The sequence below is a fragment of the Dinoroseobacter sp. S124A genome (assembly GCF_049801015.1).
Taxonomy (GTDB): Bacteria; Pseudomonadota; Alphaproteobacteria; order Rhodobacterales; family Rhodobacteraceae; genus Dinoroseobacter.
The window spans coordinates 375,567-392,495 of record NZ_JBNAGD010000005.1 but is presented as its reverse complement, the minus strand read 5'-3'; the positions used below and the strand labels follow the sequence as shown (position 1 = coordinate 392,495).

Sequence of the window (16,929 nt, the reverse complement as noted above, 5' to 3'; positions counted from 1 at the left end):
CGTCTTCTTCGATCGCGGTGGGCAGAAGCTCAAGGCGCCGACCCTGACCGATTACAAGCGCTATGGCTCGGTTTGGCGAGCGCAGAAGCAGAGCATGGTCAACCATCTGACCGGCAAGGCCACGGTGCTGGAATCCGGTCCTTTCGACTTCGCTGCCCGTCAGGGCCGGGGCGATTTCGAGCCAGCAGCACTGGACAGGCTCTGACATGCGATCTGGTCCGAGATCACTTGCCGGGAGGCGCGTTCTGCGGCGTCCTCATGCTCGCCGGGGTTGCCATCGTGCAGAACCTTCGGGCGTCGCCGGAGGTTGCCTTGGAGTTTGCCGGCTTTCCTGAAAAGCCGCAGTTTCCCGCAACCCTTTCGACGATGACGTCTTCCCTGGCACCCGGATCACCTGGGACGATAGCGACGATACCGAGCTGCGGGCCGGGGCGATCTTCGACGTGACTGACGGCGGCACACGGTACAGCCTTGAGTATCAACGCAGGCTTTTCGAAAGGAAGCTGCTGGGACTCGAGCTTCGGGCTGTGGATGCGCAGGACGATCCTCTGCTTCGGGCCGCCGCGCGGCACTCCGCCTGCTGATCCGCTGGATGCGCTTTTTTTTAGCCGGGTGTGGCGACATAGGGGTGTCGCGGGCGATATCCCTCCACGGTGCGGTCGCCACGATCCAAGAGGGATCGCCGCAGGTTTGTCAGGTCATTCTGTAACCCACATGGCGCAGGGCCACGATGCGCTTGCCTTCGGGGACCATCTTGCGGCGCAGCCGCCCCACATAAACATCGACCACATTGGTCAATGGGTCCGCCTTGAGCCCCCAGACCGCGTTCAGGATCCGTCCGGCATTTGTCAGAAACAGCAAGAGCAGGTCGCGCTCTTTCTTGGACAGGCTGATTTCGACGCCCTCGACGGTGACTTGCAGGGATGTCCGGTCAAAACTGATCGCGCCATTGGAAATCAGGGTCTCGTTGACATCCGTCTCATAGCCATTGGCCCGGCGATGCAGTGCTTCGACGCGGGCGACAAGTTCATCGAAATCGAAGGGCTTGGCGAGGTAGTCATCGGCCCCGATGGTCAGGCCCTCGACCTTTTCTTCCGGGCTGTCCAGAGCCGTGAGCATCAGGATCGGGGTTTTGGATTTCCGGGCCCGCAGCTCGCGACACACATCCTGGCCCTGAATGCCGGGCAGCATGAGATCCAGCAGGATGACATCGTAGCTGTTGGTGGCAGCATGCTCGAGCGCCTCTTCCCCATCCGGTGCATGGTCCACGGACCACCCTTCCGCGGCCAGACCGCGCCGAATGAAATCGGCCACGCGGGTTTCGTCTTCGACAAGCAGAATGTTCATGCCTGGCTCCGCGACGGGCTTGCTGAGGGCCGGACATGGCCGGATCGGGGCGAAAGGATAGGGCGTCTGAGCATTCTGTGTCACTCCGGGAGGTTTGAACCGGTGGATTTCCGCGGAACCACGGGAGCGACGGTGCGCATCGGAGCCTCCTTGGGCAGGTCCACGATCACACGCAGCCCTCCGCCCATCCGATCCTGCAACTCGACGGTCCCGCCATGGGCCTCGACGATGGATTTCACGACGGGCAGGCCCAGACCGCTGCCTGCGGTCCCAAGACCCGAGACGTTGGAGCCCTGTTAGAACCGGTCAAAGGCCTGCGATTTCTCGGCCGCGTTGAGGCCGGGCCCATCATCCTCGACGGCAATGATATGTCCCGTCTCTCCATCCAGCAGTTCGACCGAAACCGTCAGGCCACCATACCGGCGCGCATTCTGCGAGAGCGCAAGGATCGACTGGCGCAGACGCACCTCATCGACCCGGGCCATCACCGGGGCATCGGGGATCTTGATCTGTACGGCTTTGGGGAGCATCGAAACCGCATCATGCATGATTTTGCGCAGGTCGGTTTCCGTCCGATCCAGCCGCAACTGTCCTGCTTCATACCGGGCCACGGTAAGCATATCGTCAACGATCTGGTTCGTGTGCTTGGCGGACTCGCGGATGCGCGCGAGGGAATCCGAGAGCTCCTCACTCAGCTTGCCCGCCGTCCGCAACGTCACGTCCGCTTCCCCGAGAGTGATGGCCAGCGGCGTTCTGAGCTCGTGACTGATATCCGCCATCAGGGGCTTGCGGTTTTCCTCCCCGATCTCGAGTTTGTCCACGAGGCTCTTCAGTTCCGCAGTGCGGATCGCGACCATCTCTTCCAGCCGGCGCTTCTGCTCTTCCCGGCTGGCCTCCCGCTCGGCGAGCTTTTCGCCCATCTGGTTCAGAACCCCGCCAAGATCCCGGAACTCGCGGCTGCCGCCGAGATAGACCGCCTTCGCATATTCGGCATCGCGCAGCCGGTTGATCCCATCCTTGAGCCGGATGATCGGCTTGCGGATCTGCGCGTCAAACGAGACCAGCGCCACGACCAGCGTCGCGATCCCGACCAGAACAATCGCGTAGACCAGCCGCTTGTTTCAGGCGCGGAAGGCGGCTGCCTTCAACAGAACCTCTTCGGTTTCTTCCAGCTCCTCTTCGAGGGCTGCGTTGATCTTCTTGTCCAGCTGGTCGTCGATATCCCCATCCAGAAGCGCTGCGAGGCGTTCGATCTGAACGAAGGTTTCAGTCGGATCCCCGGAGCGTGTGAGGCTCGAGATCGCCGCATTCACGGCGCGGATGTCATCCTCGATGGCGTCGAGCAGTTCGAGCTCCTCCATCTCCTCCTCAAGTGCCATAACCGACAGGCTCGCGGCAAGGGTTGCCTGCGCGGTACCCATCTGGCCTGCGGCCCAGAACAGCGCGAGGCCCGACAGGGCGAGCCCGCCCTGTAGCAGGGCCTGAAGCCCGGCAGTCCGTCCCCGTCGGGCCACCGCCCGGTCGCGCAGGCTGGCGCTGTCCCGATCCAGCCCCCGCAACTCCGGAAACGTGATCTGCCCGTTTCGGTTTCGGTCCATGGAGGACAGCAGGCTGCGCGCCCCGCGCTCACCGAAGGCGGCAACCAACTCGTCGAAATCCAGTACCCGGTCCCCATTGGTGTCCACGGATCTGAAGCTTGCGGTCTGGGCCCAACTGCTGTCCGCGCCGATGCCGGTCAGGAGTGTCGAGGTCACCAGAACGGCGAGGCAGCGCGTCAGTCCAGCCGTTCTGCGCGGTCCACCACTCGGTTTTGACATGCTGACTACTCTGTCCTCTTGGGAATCGCATCGCCTCAAGCCTCTGTCCATCCCATAGCGCCATGACATCTGCCCATGCGCCCAGATGAACGGCAGATGAACGAAGGGCATTGCGGCGCCAGATCTGGTGGCATTGGCTGTGGGGCACGGGACGGGGCAAAGGATCGCGCGGAATGGGCGCGGCGTGCCTTGCGCGGGCGGCGGGTCACGTATGGGGAGGAACAGAGTGAATGCGGGCATCCGCAGACGGGCCGTGCCCGTCAAGGATCCTCACCGAGGATCCTCGCGCCAGCAAGGACAGCGGATCAGAGAATGAGGGATGCGACGCGCCCGGCGCTGGCTGGCGGATTTCAAGCCTTCGGCATCAGCCTGGCGGGTCCGCGTGGTTCCGGTTTCGGAACCACGCCACCGGATGGGGGCGGGCACGGCCTGCCCCCATCCAATTGTTACTTGGCGAGGATCGTCCCGATCGCCACACCGAGCAGAGCGGCCCCGATCTCACCGGCCCCGCTCGACTTGCTCTTGGAGCCACCGCCACCGGAGTTCGAGCTCCGGACAGGGGCGGTATAGGGCGTGTAACGGCCCTCGGTCTGCGACACGAGCAGCTGGTATTGCGGCACGTTCAGATAGCCAGAGGGCGGCAGTCCGTTGGCCAGCTGCCAGTTGGAAATCCCGGCCCGGGTCTTGCGGCCCCATTGCCCGTCGACCCCGCCGACATTGTGGCCCGCTGCGTTGAGGCGCGACTGGATGTTGCCTCGACGGGTCCGGTCCAGCTCCAGCATGGACTCGGTCGCCTGGCTGGATGGCAGGCTCCGCAGGGTCGCGGAAACCGGCAGCACGAGCGGCCCGACCTCGTTGATCTGGGCGCTGCGGGAATTTGCCGGCGGCGCTACGACGGCTGCCACGGCCTGTGTCCGGGTGTTCTGCACCGCGCCACCCTCGAGCTTGCGGATCGTCCGGCGCGCATTGTTCGCGTAGAGCCCTTGCGGGAAGCTCTCGAGATAGGCGCGGTAGTCATCCACATCGCCGGTTTCCCGGGCGAGATCAAAGAGCAGTTTCTGCTCTTCGAGGCGCTGGGTGCCGGGACCCGTCGCCGGGGCTGCGGCTTGCGGCGCAGGCGTTGCCATGGCGAGCTGGTCGGTCGGAGCGGGCTGCTGCAGACGCACAACAGGGTTCAGCATGACCGGCCCGGTGAGGGACACGTTCAGCCAGGGGCGCTGTTGCTGGTCGGTGGAGTTGTAGACATCCCCGGTGACCCGCGTGAACACCTCGGCGATATCGGTGTTCTCGGCGTCCAGATGCTTCAGCAGCGCAGTGGTGAAGGGCGAGTTCACGCCCTCGCCGTCCAGCGCCACCTCGCCCGGGCTGGTGGCAAAGGCAATCGCCATGCCCTTGCCGGTGTTCGACACTTTCATCTCGGCCAGGCCATTGGCCACCGCCGCCGACCGCGTGCCGCCGCCGATCGAACGCGACAGGGTATTGGCCAGCGGATTGTCCCGGCAGGCATCGAGGAACACGAGGTTCACCGCATCCGACAAGGACATCTGCCGGGTGATGAAGTCCACCGCGACCGCTTCGAAGTCGAGCGCAGTTTCATCCTGAAACGCCGCATCCACCGGCACCAGATAGTTCACGCCGTTCACCGACATCCCATGGCCGGCATAGAAGAACACGTTCACATCACTGGCCCGGGAGGCGCGCGAGAAGTCGCGCAGCAGCCGTTCCATTCCGAACTTGTCCAGATCAAAGCCCGTATAGGTCTCAAAGCCGAGCGCTTCGAGCTTGTTCGACATGGCCTGGGCGTCATTCACGGGGTTGGTCAGGGGGCTGGCATGCATATAGGCGCCATTGCCGATCACGAGGGCGACCTTGCGCTCGACCGAGGCGCTAGCCGTGTGAGCGGTGACAACCAGGGCCATGCACACAAAGATGGATTTCAGGGTTCTCAGCATTCGAACGTCTCCTTTTGTGTGCCCGTCAGGACAAGGGTTGCAGATTGATGATCTCGACCCGCCGGTTCAGCGGATTGAGCAGGTTCGTCGGATCCATCGGGCGGGAGAACCCATAGCCGATGGGAATGAGCGTTCCCGGCGGGATCTCGAAATGCACAGTCAGGAATTCCACCACCGCCTGGGCGCGCCGCTCCGAGAGGCGCTGATTCATCAGCGCATCCCCGCGTCCATCCGTATGGCCAGCCACCTGAAAGGTCATGTTCTGGACACTGGGATGGTGCAGCGCCTTGGCCAGCGAGCGCAGGGCGAGCATCCCGTCATTGGTCAAGAGCGCGGAACCCAGCTCGAAATTCACGGTGAGGTCCACCTTGGGCAGGTCCACCATGGGCGGCAACGGGCCCTGAATGTTGATCCCGCGCTTGGCCACCGAATTCATCGAGCGCACCATCGGCCCGGTATTCTGCGGCATCAGCTGTTGCAGGATCGCCTGGCTGTCCTTGAACCCCTGAGCGGCGGCAGGCATCGCCAGAAAAATGCACAGTGTCATCGCGAGCAGTCTGGATAGTGTCGTCATCAAGGGCCTCCTCATGGGTGGGCTGGGTCAACCGGGAATAACGGTCAAATGAAGCACTTCTGCGGAAATTTCGCGTCGCCCGCTGCCCTGTTCGAACTCGTCATCCAGACTTGAGTTCAAAAGGTCGAGAAACACGGACTGATCCAGGATGCGTCCGCTGGCATCCCGGGCGGGGTATTGGCCGGAGGCCCCCTGCTCGAGATCCTCGAGCGCGTCGATGGGGCTGCGCGAGGCGATGCCGATGATCGCTTCGGTCCCGGCCGGAGCCGTGGCGGTATAGGTCTGACGCCCCTCCTGGCCATCGCCAAAGCGCAGGACCGTGCGCGGCGGGTGTTGCTTGCGGATGAAGCTTCGCCGCGGCAGCAGGTTTACCACCGTCCCGTCCGCCTGCAGATAGGCGAGGTAGACGAAGGCGTAGAAATCCGGGGTCACCACCTCGAAGGCGAGACTGTCATTGTAGGGGATGCGGGACTTCCCGCTCAACATGCGGATCGCCGGTTTCTTGTCCGAGGTCAGCGGCAGCTCCAGCGCTTCGAGCGCCGAGCAGACCGGGAAGGGGCGGGCGACGACATTCTCGGTCAAGGCAGGGCCGAAGCGCGTCTGCAACTCGGCGAGATCGCCGGGGTCCTGCACATGCCCCGTCAGGTTCAGGTCCCCCGTTGCGGACACCTGCCAGAACAGGCTGGCGCATTCATAGGGCAGATCGATCCGGACGCGGGGCGCGATCCGCGCGGCGCATTCGCTCAACGCGGGCAGGCGGGCCAGCGAACTGTCCAGCAGGTCCTGCCGCCCCATGGCGCGCAGATCATCGCGGCAGGTGCCATCGGCAATCGCGACACTGGGGTGGTCGGCAATCTGTTCTGCCAGATCGCTCAGATCATCCGACGCGCTTGTCGACAGGACCGGGCGGATGCTGCCGGTGGCGCTGGCTCGGCGCATGCCGGCCTCCCATCGCGAGAGATTGGCTTCGATCTCTTCGATGGCGATCTGCATCTCGAGCACCTGGCGGTTCGCCTCGTTCACGAGGGTGCGGACCTCGCGCAGGGCCTCGCTCTGTTGTGCGGCCACCGGGGCGAGCGGTGCGGCGAGCATCGCCAGGGCGGTCAGGGTCACTCGCACCATGCCGCAGCCTCCCGGAAACCGCGCTGACTGCGTCGGTAGGAATTCAGGCTCGTGCGGGCCCGGGCATAGCGGGCATCCATGTCCAACACGCTCCCATCTGCTTCGGTTGCGCCTTCATCGGGCCAGCAGGTCTCAAGATGAAACACGAGATCGCTCAGATCCCGCCGTGACACCGAGGCAAGCTGCCGGTCCAGGGTCGTCAGCATATCGCGCATGAATTTTGGGCATGATCCCTGCTGGTGAATGCCCTTGAGCCCGTCAAAGGCGACCACGGTTGTGTCCACGGTGCCGATCAGGGCCTCGACGGTTTCGAAATACCCATCGAGCGCCCCGAGCGTGTCATGCCCGGTATCGGAATCCCGGAAGCACAGCGCGTTGGAGCGCGCACGATCCGTCCGATACACCACGGTCTCGGTCGTTTCCGGCTCCGTCGGCGCGGGACCAAGCGCCGAGGCCGCTCCGGACCCTGCCCCTTTCAGGAGCTCTACCTGCGAGGCGATCTGATCGATAGTCCTGTCGATCGATGAAAGGTCGAGCGTCGCCATGTCGTCATCGCTGACAATCTGCTGTGCCAGAGCGTTTCCCGCGCTGAAGATCAGAAAGCCCGCTGCTAAAACGTCAATTGCGCGTATCACTCTCAATGGCTCATTTACAGTTGCGATGAAAGACGAATCGATTGAAACTTAAAGATGAGTTGATGATAGTTTGACCTTTGATACGCCGCAACGATCGGTGAAGGTGTTCTTAATTTTGATCATTCCGCGATCTGGAATTCTGGGTTTTCTGGCGCTTTTTGCGGCATCTTTTTTCCCGTTTTCAAGTCAAGCATCGCAAACCTCCGACGGGTTGCTGGCGCAGATAGGCGGCCCGGTTCAGATCCAGTCCTGCCAGGACGTTCCGCTGCTGGAATGGCCGAAATTTCGGACCGAATGCGGGTTCGAGTACCTGCGGGCCCTGCCGCTCTATCTGGAGGCGCGCGAGGCCCTGCGCCGGGAGCGGCTCGAGATCGAGAAAAGCCGGGCTTGGGTGTGGTTCGTGGCCCCGCCGACCGCGGGGAATTGCGCAGATATTCCGGAGCTCGAAAAAGAGAAATTCGCCTATCAATGTGCACCGAAGCGGGACAATAACGACCTCGTCGGGCTATTCGAGTGGGATCTGGCGCGGCTCAAGGATCAGCGCGACGCGCTCGCCGCGCGGGTTGAGATCGTCCGCAAGGACTATGATCGCCTCAGAAGTCGCCAGGACACGTTCGGCCGGTCCTCTCCCGAGATCGCTGCGCAGCTCGAAGGGCTGCAGGAGGTGCTGGACCGGCTGGATGCGGTTGCTCTGCGGGGCGATGTCATGCGGCGTTTCGTGATGGAGCTTGAACGCAACCGCGCCTTCGATCTGGGGCAGGTTGCGCGGATCACTCTGGACGAGGCGCCCGCCGCTCTGTCGCTGACGGCGGATCCCGACCCGACCTCCGAGCCGGTCGGACAGACCAACGGTTCGGGCGACATTGTCATCGTCATCGAAACGGTCGAGCCGGATCCGGAGACCATCATGTTGGTGCATGCGGGGTATGGCCTCGTTTACGCCGATAAATCAGACTTCTACGCGCGCTAAGGGGGTGCTCATGTCACGTGGCACAATTCTATCTTCACTCGGACGGCAGGCTCGCGTGTTCTTGGCCGGGGCGGCACTGGCCCTGTCGCTGTCGAGCCCGGCGGCGCTGGCGCAGGATGAAGAGCTGTATCTGACGATCACCACCGGATCGGAGAACGGCACCTATACCCGCTTCGCCCGCGAGATCGCGGCCATGCTGCCCTCGGTTCGGTTTGAAATCGTGCCCAGTGGCGGCTCGGTGCAGAACCTCAAGCGTCTGATCGGATATGAAGGTCATGACACGCAGCAGTATTTCCAGCTGGCGCTGGTTCAGGCCGACGTGCTCGACCAGTTGCGCGTGCGCGCAGAGGGCAACGAAGTGCTCAAGAGCGTGGTGGATCGCATCAAGGTGGTGATGCCGCTCTATGGGGAAGAGATCCATGTCTATGCGCACCAGTCCTGGGACATGAACTCGGTGGGCGACATCCTGAACGGTCAGGTGCAGGTGAACGCCGGGGGGGAGACCAGTGGCACGAACCTGACATCGCGCTGGCTCTTCGAGCAGTTGGGCCATTCGGACCAGACCGCGAACTGGGAGAATTTTTCCGTCGAACTGGGCCTGCCGAATATCGGGCTTGGCTATGATGTCGTGTTCGACGTCTCGGGCGCGCCAAGCAGTCTGGGCAAGTCGATCACCCCGGATCAAGAATTGGAGCTGTTGCCCATTAAGGAATACGCCTCGCTTCTGGACAGCGCGGAATCGCCCTATCGCAAGGCTCTGCTGACCCGTGACCAATATCCCTGGCTTGAGGAAGACGTGGAAACGCTCGCGGTCACGGCATTGCTGGTCACTTTCGATTATGACGAGGACAATCCCTATTGCGATTTGATCGCGCAGGTGACCCGTGCAATTCGGGATGGGCTCGAGGACCGGAAAAATCCGATTTCGGGCAGCCATCCGAAATGGCGGGAGGTCAATCTGGTGGAAGCGGGCAACCGGAAAGACATCTACAAATGCGCCGCCCGTGTCCTGAACGGACGCTAGAGCATTGGCCGCGGGCCCGCATATCTTCCGGAGTGCTCTGGCGGGGCTCGGTCTGATCGTCTTCGGGGCGGTCTCGGCCATTGCACAGGTTGCGCCGGATCGGTTGGCCTTCGTGATCGGCAACCAATCCTATGAAAGCAGCAGTGACAACGTGGCGATCAACGGCTCGCCGCTGAACCTGCTGACGCCGCGCAATGACGCGCTGGGCTATGTGGACGCGCTGGAAAGCGTCGGATGGACCGTGATCAACGAGTCCTTCTCCGACCGGTCGCGCAGATCGCTGGAAAATGATCTGGACGCGGCCTCGACGCGGGTGACCGAAGGGTCCGAGGTGCTGTTCATCTTCAACGGCCACGGGTTCACCGATGGCGGCGAGAACTTCCTCGTCGGGGTGCCTGAAACCGGCGAGCGATACCGGTCGATCGGGGATATGCGCGCCGGGTCGATCACGCTTGAGAACGTGATCCGCAAGCTCAATATCGGACGGCCTGCGCGGATCATCCTGATCATCAACGCCTGTGGCGATGAACCCCTGGTTTCTGAGGCGTCGCGCGCCCCGGTCCGCCCGCGCTTTGACGATGCCGGCAACGAGATCCTCGTGCTCTACAGTTCGTCGCCCCGGGGCATCGCCTATGACATCATGGATAACAGCGAACGGGAGCCAGCCGGCGGCGCACTTGGCCTTGGGCTGGAGCCCGAGGCACCGCTCTATTCCCTGTTCTCCCGGAACTTCATTCCGAAGATCGAGGATGACCGCCCGCTTCTGAGCCTCTTCACCGAAGTGCGCCTGGAGGTCGAGCAGCAAAGCACCTTTGCCGCCAGTGATCGTGGCTTGCCGCCCTTGGGTTGGCGGCAGATCCCTCACGTTCTCTACGATACGATCAGCGGCGGGTTCTCTCTGTCCCAGAGCCCCGCAGCAGGGGAGGTTGCCCAGACCGACGGCGCGGACTGGCGGCGCAATGCGCAGCTCTGCCGCGTGGATCCGGCCAAGCGGGACGAGGCGCTTGCCCTGCGAGCCGCCGCGGGATCGGCCGAGGACGGGCCGGATGGGGCGGCCTTGCGGGCCTGCATTCTCGAGGCGGCGCTGGGCGATCTCGGCATCCTCAAGCTCGGCTTTGATGCGGACGCCAAGAGCGTGATCGTGTCCGAAACCAATACTGCGTCGTCGTTCCGGTCCCAGGACCGGATTGCCATGGCAAATGTCGTCCTGCAGGGGCAGCCGCGCCAGCGGTTCTCATTTCAATCCCTTGATATCTTTCAGGACATGCTGGCGCGCCACTACTTTGCCGAAGGCAGCAAGTTCGTCTTTGGCTGGCGGCGCACCGATGGCAGCCTGCCAGCCTCCGGGTTCGAGCCACGAAATTTCTAAGGAGATGCCCATGCTGAAGTCTCTCGCAGTCGGTTTCTGCATGGCCGGGATGGTCACGTCCCTGCAGGCTCAGGAATTCAACAGCTGGCAGGTCCCGCGACCCCTGGAGCTTACCGAGAATGTGAATGCGGGCACCGGCACCATGTCGGGCAATGCGCGACTGGCCATCCGGACCAACACATTGTTCTCGGCGTTCCAGCTGATCCGCAACGAGGACGAAGACCACAAGATCGAGATGAAAACGCTGGATTTCGCGCCGATCCTTCTGCCGGCGGCCATCACCAAGGATGCGGGTGTCAAACTGTGCGCCGAGGTGCGCACGATCAACGGGTTTTACGAGGCGATCGGCACCAGCGTCAGCTTGAGCGAGCTTCAGGACGGCGACACGGCCAAGACCGAGGTCATCACCAAGATCAGCAGTCAGCATATCGACAACCAGTATTCCGAGGCCCTGATGCTCATGCGCGGCTTTCTCGCGCCCGATTGCACATCGCGCCGCTCCAGCTACTACGTGCCCATGTTCTTCTCCGACGAGGCGGATACGCTGCTCGCGGTGTTCGAAATCGGCAATGCACAGATCGACGCGACCCTCTACGGCGTCAGGGAGACCGGCGAGGTATCCGAAGACTATCTGAAACGGTTCGAATGCGTCGAAACCGAGCGTGTGGACCGGGGTTACGATTGCCGGTTGAACATCGACACGGTGCGGTCGAACGAGTTCATGCTCTACGAGGTCCGGCTCGAGGTGGTTCAGCCCCATCGGCCGGAGGCGCGGATCTTCCGCTCGCGCATCACGCTGCCACCGCCGGCCTCTGATGCCAACTGACTTTCCCAGCAAGCCCGAACCTGCAGCAGAGCCCGCCCCGGCAAAGCCCGGGCGCATGCGCCGTGCGATGCAAAGCTGCAAGGAAGCGACGACCACCCATAAGGGGCTCAAGCGGTTCTTCTGCCGCAGCGTGCCCTATCTCAGCGGTTTGATGTTCCTGTCGCTCTTCTGTCTCATGGTGCTCTCGCTGGTGTTCTGGATCATCTTCCCTTCGGGCGGGTTGTTCGTGGTCACGGCGCAGACGAGTCGTCTCGACTACGAAGTCACGAGCGCCGAGCGCAGCGAGATCGCCGTGCAAGGGGCGCTCGTGCAGGTCGGCTCGGACTGGGTCGTCGATGCCGCGCAGCTCGAGACCGTGACGGATGAGGTGCCCGCCATTGCCGACCACGCGGCGGCTTATTGCTATCGCGGTGTCATCAGGCCGGGTCCCGCAACGCGGGTGGAGCTGTCCTTCGAGGGGGGGGAGCAGGTGCTCCGCATCGACGCGGTTCAGCCTGACGCAGAGCGGATCGAAAGCTATGGCACGCTCAGCTATAATGACCGTGATCTGATGCTCAACGCGGACCGGCTCGCCCAGTTGGACGCCGGTGGTCCTGCCGCTGATCCCCTCGCTGCGCTGCTGCTGGATCCTCTGTCCGAGGGCGAAGACCTGGCGTCGGACGGCCTGCAGCCCCAGCGTGTGGGGGAGTTTCCGCTGACAGCGCCGTTCACCCTGGTGTCTGACCCCGCCTGTGCGGAGCTTATCCGCGAGGATATGGGCGAAGGCTCAGGCGCGGCCTTTGCCACGCGCTCGGCCCCCATGACCATCGACGGTCCCGCCGTCATCGGGCGCAAGTTGCGACAGGTCAGCGGGCTGATCGTGGTCGATGACGATATTCCCCATCTGAGCGGTCAGGTCGAGGTGATCATCCGTCAGGCGCTGTGCGTAGAACTGATCGCGACGATCTGGGAAACTGGGTTCGCAGAGTATGACAAGGCTTGCCGGCGGATCTATCGGGTGGAGGCTGAGCCCATCGCGCTGCCGCCGGGTTCGGCGCTGACAGGGGTCGTAACCCCGTGGTCGGAGCCCGAGGCCCCGTCTCAGTTCTATGGTCAGGTCAGTTTCGAAGACGGGCGCTATACCGTGGATGTCGCAACCGAGGCGGACAGCTTCAAGGTGCTGCGCCCCGGGGCAGGGGGGCGTTTGCAGGACAGCAACATCGTCTCGGTGCCCTTCATCGACCGGGTTCTGCTGGAGCCTTGGCTGATCCTCTGCGCCTCGCTGTTTTTCACCTTCTCGGGCCTCGTGTTCGGCATTCTGCAGATCGAGGACGAGGACTAGCCGCGGGGCGAGCCGGGCTCCCGCAGGGGCTCTCATGGCGAGCTGCCAAGCAAGGGGTGCTTTACGTGCCATGGCTCGTGTTCGCGCGGCCACTGAAACGCCGCAGCCGCCGCAGATTCAGCTCTCCAGCGGGTTGAAACAGGCAATCTCTGTCACCGCGTCGGTGCGGATCAGTTGAGGTTTTTCTTTCCGGCATCGGTCGGTGGCAAAGGCGCAGCGCGCGGCAAAGGCGCATCCTTCGGGCGGATGGAGCGGATCGGGCAACTCGGTTTCCCGCCCCTCGGGCGCTGTCAGTCCCCGCCCGACCACCGGCGCGCTATCGGCGAGGAGCTTGGTATAGGGGTGCTTTGGTCTGGCAAACACCTCCTCCGCCGGGCCGACCTCAACCACCGCGCCGAAATAGAGCACGGCCACCCGGTCGCTGACGGCTTCGACCACCGCGAGGTCGTGGCTGATGAAAAGGTAAGTCAGCCCGAACTCCGCCTTGAGATCCGCGAGCAGGTTGAGCACCTGCGCCTGCACGGAGACGTCGAGCGCCGAGACCGGCTCATCCAGGATGAGGATCCGGGCATCCGCAGCCAGCGCCCGGGCAATCCCGATCCGCTGGGCCTGCCCGCCCGAGAACTCATGCGGATAGCGGCCCAGAAACTCCTCACGCAGGTTCACCGCGGCAAAGATCTCGCGAATCCGCGCCTGCCGGGTCTCGGCATCCATCTGGTGGAGATGCTTGAGCGGCGCCTCCATGATCTCCCGGATGGTTTTGCGCGGGTTGAGTGACGAGATCGGATCCTGAAAAACATATTGGATCTTCCTGCCGAAGGCCGCCGGATCGGCGGCTCCGACTGCGTAACCGTTCAGCTCGATCGCGCCAGCGCTGGGCGGCAAGAGCCCCACGAGCATCCGCGCGAGTGTGGATTTCCCGCAACCGGATTCACCCACGATGCCCAGGGTTTCGCCCTGCTCCACCGTCAGGTTGAGCGGTTGCACCGCATGAACAAGGGCTCTTGGCGGGCCGAAGAGACGCTTGCCGACGGCAAAGGTCTTGCTCAGCCCGGTCACTTTCAGTGCGGCGGTCATTGCGCGGCCTCCTGACGGGATGTTTCCGGGTCCCTGCAGCGAACCAGATGCCCGGCCGCGTGGGGGGCGAGCGCGACTTCGCCCGCGCGGCAGGCGGGCTGCGCCTTGTGACAGCGATCGGCAAAGGCGCATCCCGCGGGCAACCTGTCCACCACGGGTGGCAGACCCGGGATGGCCTCCAACCGGCGGCGGCCCGCGCCAAGCTCGGGCACGCAGTCCATGAGCTTGGCGGTGTAGGGATGGGCCGGTGCGTCAAGGATATCCTGCGTGCTGCCCTGTTCCACGATGCGTCCTGCATACATCACCGCCACCCGGTCACAGAGCTGGGCCACCACGCCGAAGTCGTGGGTGATGAAGATGATGGCCAGCCCGCGTTCCCGGCGCAGATCGTCCAAGAGGGACAGGATCTGGGCCTGGACGGTCACGTCGAGCGCGGTGGTCGGCTCATCGGCGATGATGACCTCCGGATCATTGGCCAGCGCCATGGCGATCCCGACCCGCTGCCGCATTCCGCCCGACATTTCATGCGGATAGCTGTCTACGCGGCTCTCGGCGTTTGGGATGCGCACGGCTTTCAGCAGGTCGATGGCTTGGGCGCGGGCTTGGGCCCGGGGCGTGCGGTGATGGCACTGGACCGCTTCGATCAACTGCTGGCCCACCGTGTAAAGCGGGTGCAGCGTGGCCAGCGGGTCCTGAAAGATATAGGCCACCTTCTCGCCGCGCAGGGATCGCAAGGTCTCGTAGGGGGCACCGATCAGATCCCCGCCCTTGAACCGCACCGCCCCTGCCGTGATCACGCCCGGCGGCGACGCGACCAGCCCCATGATGCTCAGCGCGGTCACGGACTTGCCCGATCCGCTCTCGCCGATAATCCCGAGGCACTCGCCCGGATGCACCTCTAGGCTCACGCCGCCCACGGCCTTGTAGACCCGATCCTTGACGTGGAACTGTGTCTCAAGCCCCTGCAGCGCGAGGATCGCATCGCCTTGTGCGGCCGGGGCCGGACCATGGCGCGCGACGCGTGTGGTGGGCATGGGCCGTTCCAGCGCCCCCGATTTCAGTCGCGGGTCGAGCGCGTCGCGCACCCCGTCGCCCAGCAGATTGATCGCCATCACGATGATCAGGATCATCGCCCCCGGCACCACCGACGTATGCGGATTGGTGATCAGCGCCGAGCGCGCCTCGCCCAGCATAGAGCCCAGATCCGCCTGGGGCGGCTGCGAGCCGAGCCCGAGAAAGGACAGGCCCGCGGTTTCGAGGATCATCCAGCCAATGGTCGTGGACATGGCTATGACGATCACCGGGACCACGTTGGGCAGGATCTCGGTCAGGATGATCCGCGCGTCCGTCATACCCGAGAGCCGCGCAGCATCGACGAATTCCTTATGGGCGATCCCGACGGTGATCCCGCGGATATTGCGGGCGAAGAAGGGGATGTTGACCACCGCCACGGCGATGAGCGCATTCATCAACCCCGGACCCAGGGCCGCGACAATCGCAAGCGCCAGCAGGATATAGGGAAAGGCCATCAGCATATCGACGCCGCGCATGATGACATTGTCAGTCCGCCCGCCGTAAAAGCCCGCGATGATCCCGATCGCGGCGCCCAGCGTGGCCGCGATGACCGCGGCGGCAAAGCCCACGGCCAGAGACAGGCGCGTGCCCCACATCAACCGGCTCAACAGATCCCGCCCGAGATGGTCGGTCCCCAGAAGCGCGCCCTCCGAGAAGGGCGGTTTGAAACGGTTGCCCGTATTGGTCACATCCGGATCTGCCAGCGGCAGGATCGGCGTGAGGATCGCCAGACAGACCACGACGCCCATCACGATCAACCCCGCCAGCGCCAGCCGGTTGCGGGCCAGCAGCCCCAGGAACGCCATCATGTCTTGATCCTCGGGTCGAGCATGGACTGCGCAACATCTACCGCGATGTTAAAGAGCACGTAGCAGGCCGCCACGAAGACGACGCCTCCCTGAACCAGCAGGATGTCGCGCTTGAGGATGGCATCGACCAGCATGCGGCCCACGCCGGGCCACTGGAACACCATCTCGATATAGACCGCCCCCGACAGGACAAAGCCTGCCTGAATGCCCAGCACCGGGATGATCGACACCATCGCTGCGCGCAGGGCGTGTCCCCAGATCACGCGGCTTTCCCGGACGCCCTTAGCGCGGGCGGTGCGGATGAAATCCTGACGTAGAACCTCGAGCATTGCGGACCGGGCGAGGCGGGCGATGACACCGGTGGCCACCACGGCGAGCGCCAGCGCGGGCAGCATCAGATGGTCCAGCAGCGCCCAGATGTCCCGCGTGCCATAGATCGGCCACATGCCCGAGACCGGGAACCAGCGCAGGTTCACGGAAAAGATGAGGATCATCATCATTCCGAGAAAGAAGGACGGGATCGAGATCCCTAAGAGGACGACGAAGGTGATGACCTTATCCGCGACCCCGTATTGCCGTGCCGCGGAGACCACACCCGCTGCGACCCCCAGCAACGCGCAGATGACAAAGGCCGTGCCCGCAAGGATGAGCGTGGCGTTGAACCTCTCGAGTACCTCATCGAGGACCGGGCGGTTCAAAGCGAAGGAGCGACCGAAATCCCCCTGAAGCATGTTGGTCAGCCAGATGACGTAGCGCTGCACCAGACCCTGATCGAGCCCAAGATCGCGGTTCAGCTTTTCGACATTCTCGGGCGTCGCGAAGGACCCGAGGATCGCGGTGGCCGGATCGCCGGGGATCATCGCCATGATCAGAAAGACGATGATCGAGATGCCGAACAGCACCGGGATCGCGGAGAGCAGCCGCTTGAGAATATAGCCTGCCATGACACCCCCTTGTGACAGCCTGCGGAGGCTTGGGGCGCGCGTGACCGCCCGCGCCCCGAGACGAGTTG

At 63.6% G+C, this 16,929-nt stretch carries 15 protein-coding genes and 2 pseudogenes; 6 read left to right on the top strand and 11 right to left on the bottom strand.

Annotated elements, in window-relative coordinates:
* Position 1: 1 nt before the first annotated feature.
* Positions 2-205 (top strand): annotated as a pseudogene (locus ACP15I_RS14950) (outer membrane lipoprotein-sorting protein); the annotation flags it as partial.
* 488 nt (positions 206-693) lie between these two features.
* Here ACP15I_RS14950 and ACP15I_RS14945 read toward each other — a convergent pair.
* The 8 genes and pseudogenes from ACP15I_RS14945 to ACP15I_RS14910 all read right to left on the bottom strand — a co-directional run bounded on the left by ACP15I_RS14945 (position 694) and on the right by ACP15I_RS14910 (position 7,447).
* Positions 694-1,347, bottom strand: a complete 654-nt coding sequence (locus ACP15I_RS14945; protein WP_424975708.1) for a response regulator transcription factor — start codon at positions 1,345-1,347, stop codon at positions 694-696.
* Between the two features lie 80 nt (positions 1,348-1,427).
* Positions 1,428-1,607: pseudogene (locus ACP15I_RS14940) on the bottom strand (ATP-binding protein); the annotation flags it as partial.
* 36 nt (positions 1,608-1,643) lie between these two features.
* Entirely contained in the window at positions 1,644-2,417 is a 774-nt protein-coding gene (locus ACP15I_RS14935) for a sensor histidine kinase (protein ID WP_424975707.1), read from the bottom strand.
* Between the two features lie 51 nt (positions 2,418-2,468).
* Positions 2,469-3,164 (bottom strand): EF-hand domain-containing protein, encoded by a 696-nt coding sequence (locus ACP15I_RS14930; protein ID WP_424975706.1) that lies wholly within the window; start codon positions 3,162-3,164, stop codon positions 2,469-2,471.
* 446 nt (positions 3,165-3,610) lie between these two features.
* Positions 3,611-5,116 (bottom strand): caspase family protein, encoded by a 1,506-nt coding sequence (locus tag ACP15I_RS14925; protein ID WP_424965327.1) that lies wholly within the window; start codon positions 5,114-5,116, stop codon positions 3,611-3,613.
* Positions 5,117-5,141: 25 nt separating this feature from the next.
* Entirely contained in the window at positions 5,142-5,690 is a 549-nt protein-coding gene (locus ACP15I_RS14920; protein ID WP_424965326.1) for an OmpA family protein, read from the bottom strand.
* Between the two features lie 27 nt (positions 5,691-5,717).
* Entirely contained in the window at positions 5,718-6,812 is a 1,095-nt protein-coding gene (locus ACP15I_RS14915) for a DUF4384 domain-containing protein (protein WP_424975705.1), read from the bottom strand.
* Entirely contained in the window at positions 6,800-7,447 is a 648-nt protein-coding gene (locus ACP15I_RS14910) for a hypothetical protein (protein WP_424975704.1), read from the bottom strand. The genes ACP15I_RS14915 and ACP15I_RS14910 overlap by 13 nt, the downstream gene beginning before the upstream one ends.
* A gap of 211 nt (positions 7,448-7,658) precedes the next feature.
* On the opposite strand from ACP15I_RS14910, the gene ACP15I_RS14905 reads away from it, so the two are divergent.
* Genes ACP15I_RS14905 through ACP15I_RS14885 form a run of 5 tightly spaced genes read left to right on the top strand, consistent with a single transcriptional unit; the run spans position 7,659 to position 12,957 of the window.
* On the top strand, positions 7,659-8,417 hold the full coding sequence (locus tag ACP15I_RS14905) for a hypothetical protein (protein ID WP_424975703.1): 759 nt from the start codon (positions 7,659-7,661) through the stop codon (positions 8,415-8,417).
* Positions 8,418-8,427: 10 nt separating this feature from the next.
* Entirely contained in the window at positions 8,428-9,441 is a 1,014-nt protein-coding gene (locus tag ACP15I_RS14900; protein WP_424975702.1) for a TAXI family TRAP transporter solute-binding subunit, read from the top strand.
* A 4-nt stretch (positions 9,442-9,445) separates the two neighbouring features.
* Positions 9,446-10,810: a caspase family protein gene (locus ACP15I_RS14895; RefSeq protein ID WP_424975701.1), complete on the top strand. Its 1,365-nt coding sequence runs from the start codon at positions 9,446-9,448 to the stop codon at positions 10,808-10,810.
* 10 nt (positions 10,811-10,820) lie between these two features.
* A complete protein-coding gene (locus ACP15I_RS14890) occupies positions 10,821-11,636 on the top strand; it encodes a hypothetical protein (RefSeq protein WP_424975700.1) in 816 nt (271 codons plus the stop codon).
* 55 nt (positions 11,637-11,691) lie between these two features.
* Entirely contained in the window at positions 11,692-12,957 is a 1,266-nt protein-coding gene (locus ACP15I_RS14885; RefSeq protein WP_424975699.1) for a hypothetical protein, read from the top strand.
* Positions 12,958-13,074: 117 nt separating this feature from the next.
* On the opposite strand, the gene ACP15I_RS14880 is transcribed toward ACP15I_RS14885, so the two are convergent.
* The 3 genes from ACP15I_RS14880 to ACP15I_RS14870 are packed head-to-tail and all read right to left on the bottom strand — an operon-like array spanning position 13,075 to position 16,861.
* Positions 13,075-14,034 (bottom strand): oligopeptide/dipeptide ABC transporter ATP-binding protein, encoded by a 960-nt coding sequence (locus ACP15I_RS14880; RefSeq protein WP_424975698.1) that lies wholly within the window; start codon positions 14,032-14,034, stop codon positions 13,075-13,077.
* A complete protein-coding gene (locus tag ACP15I_RS14875; RefSeq protein ID WP_424975758.1) occupies positions 14,031-15,914 on the bottom strand; it encodes a dipeptide/oligopeptide/nickel ABC transporter permease/ATP-binding protein in 1,884 nt (627 codons plus the stop codon). Before ACP15I_RS14875 ends, ACP15I_RS14880 begins: the two co-directional genes overlap by 4 nt.
* Complete coding sequence (locus ACP15I_RS14870) at positions 15,914-16,861, bottom strand: ABC transporter permease (RefSeq protein ID WP_424975697.1); 948 nt, start codon at positions 16,859-16,861, stop codon at positions 15,914-15,916. The genes ACP15I_RS14875 and ACP15I_RS14870 overlap by 1 nt, the downstream gene beginning before the upstream one ends.
* Between the last annotated feature and the right edge of the window lie 68 nt (positions 16,862-16,929).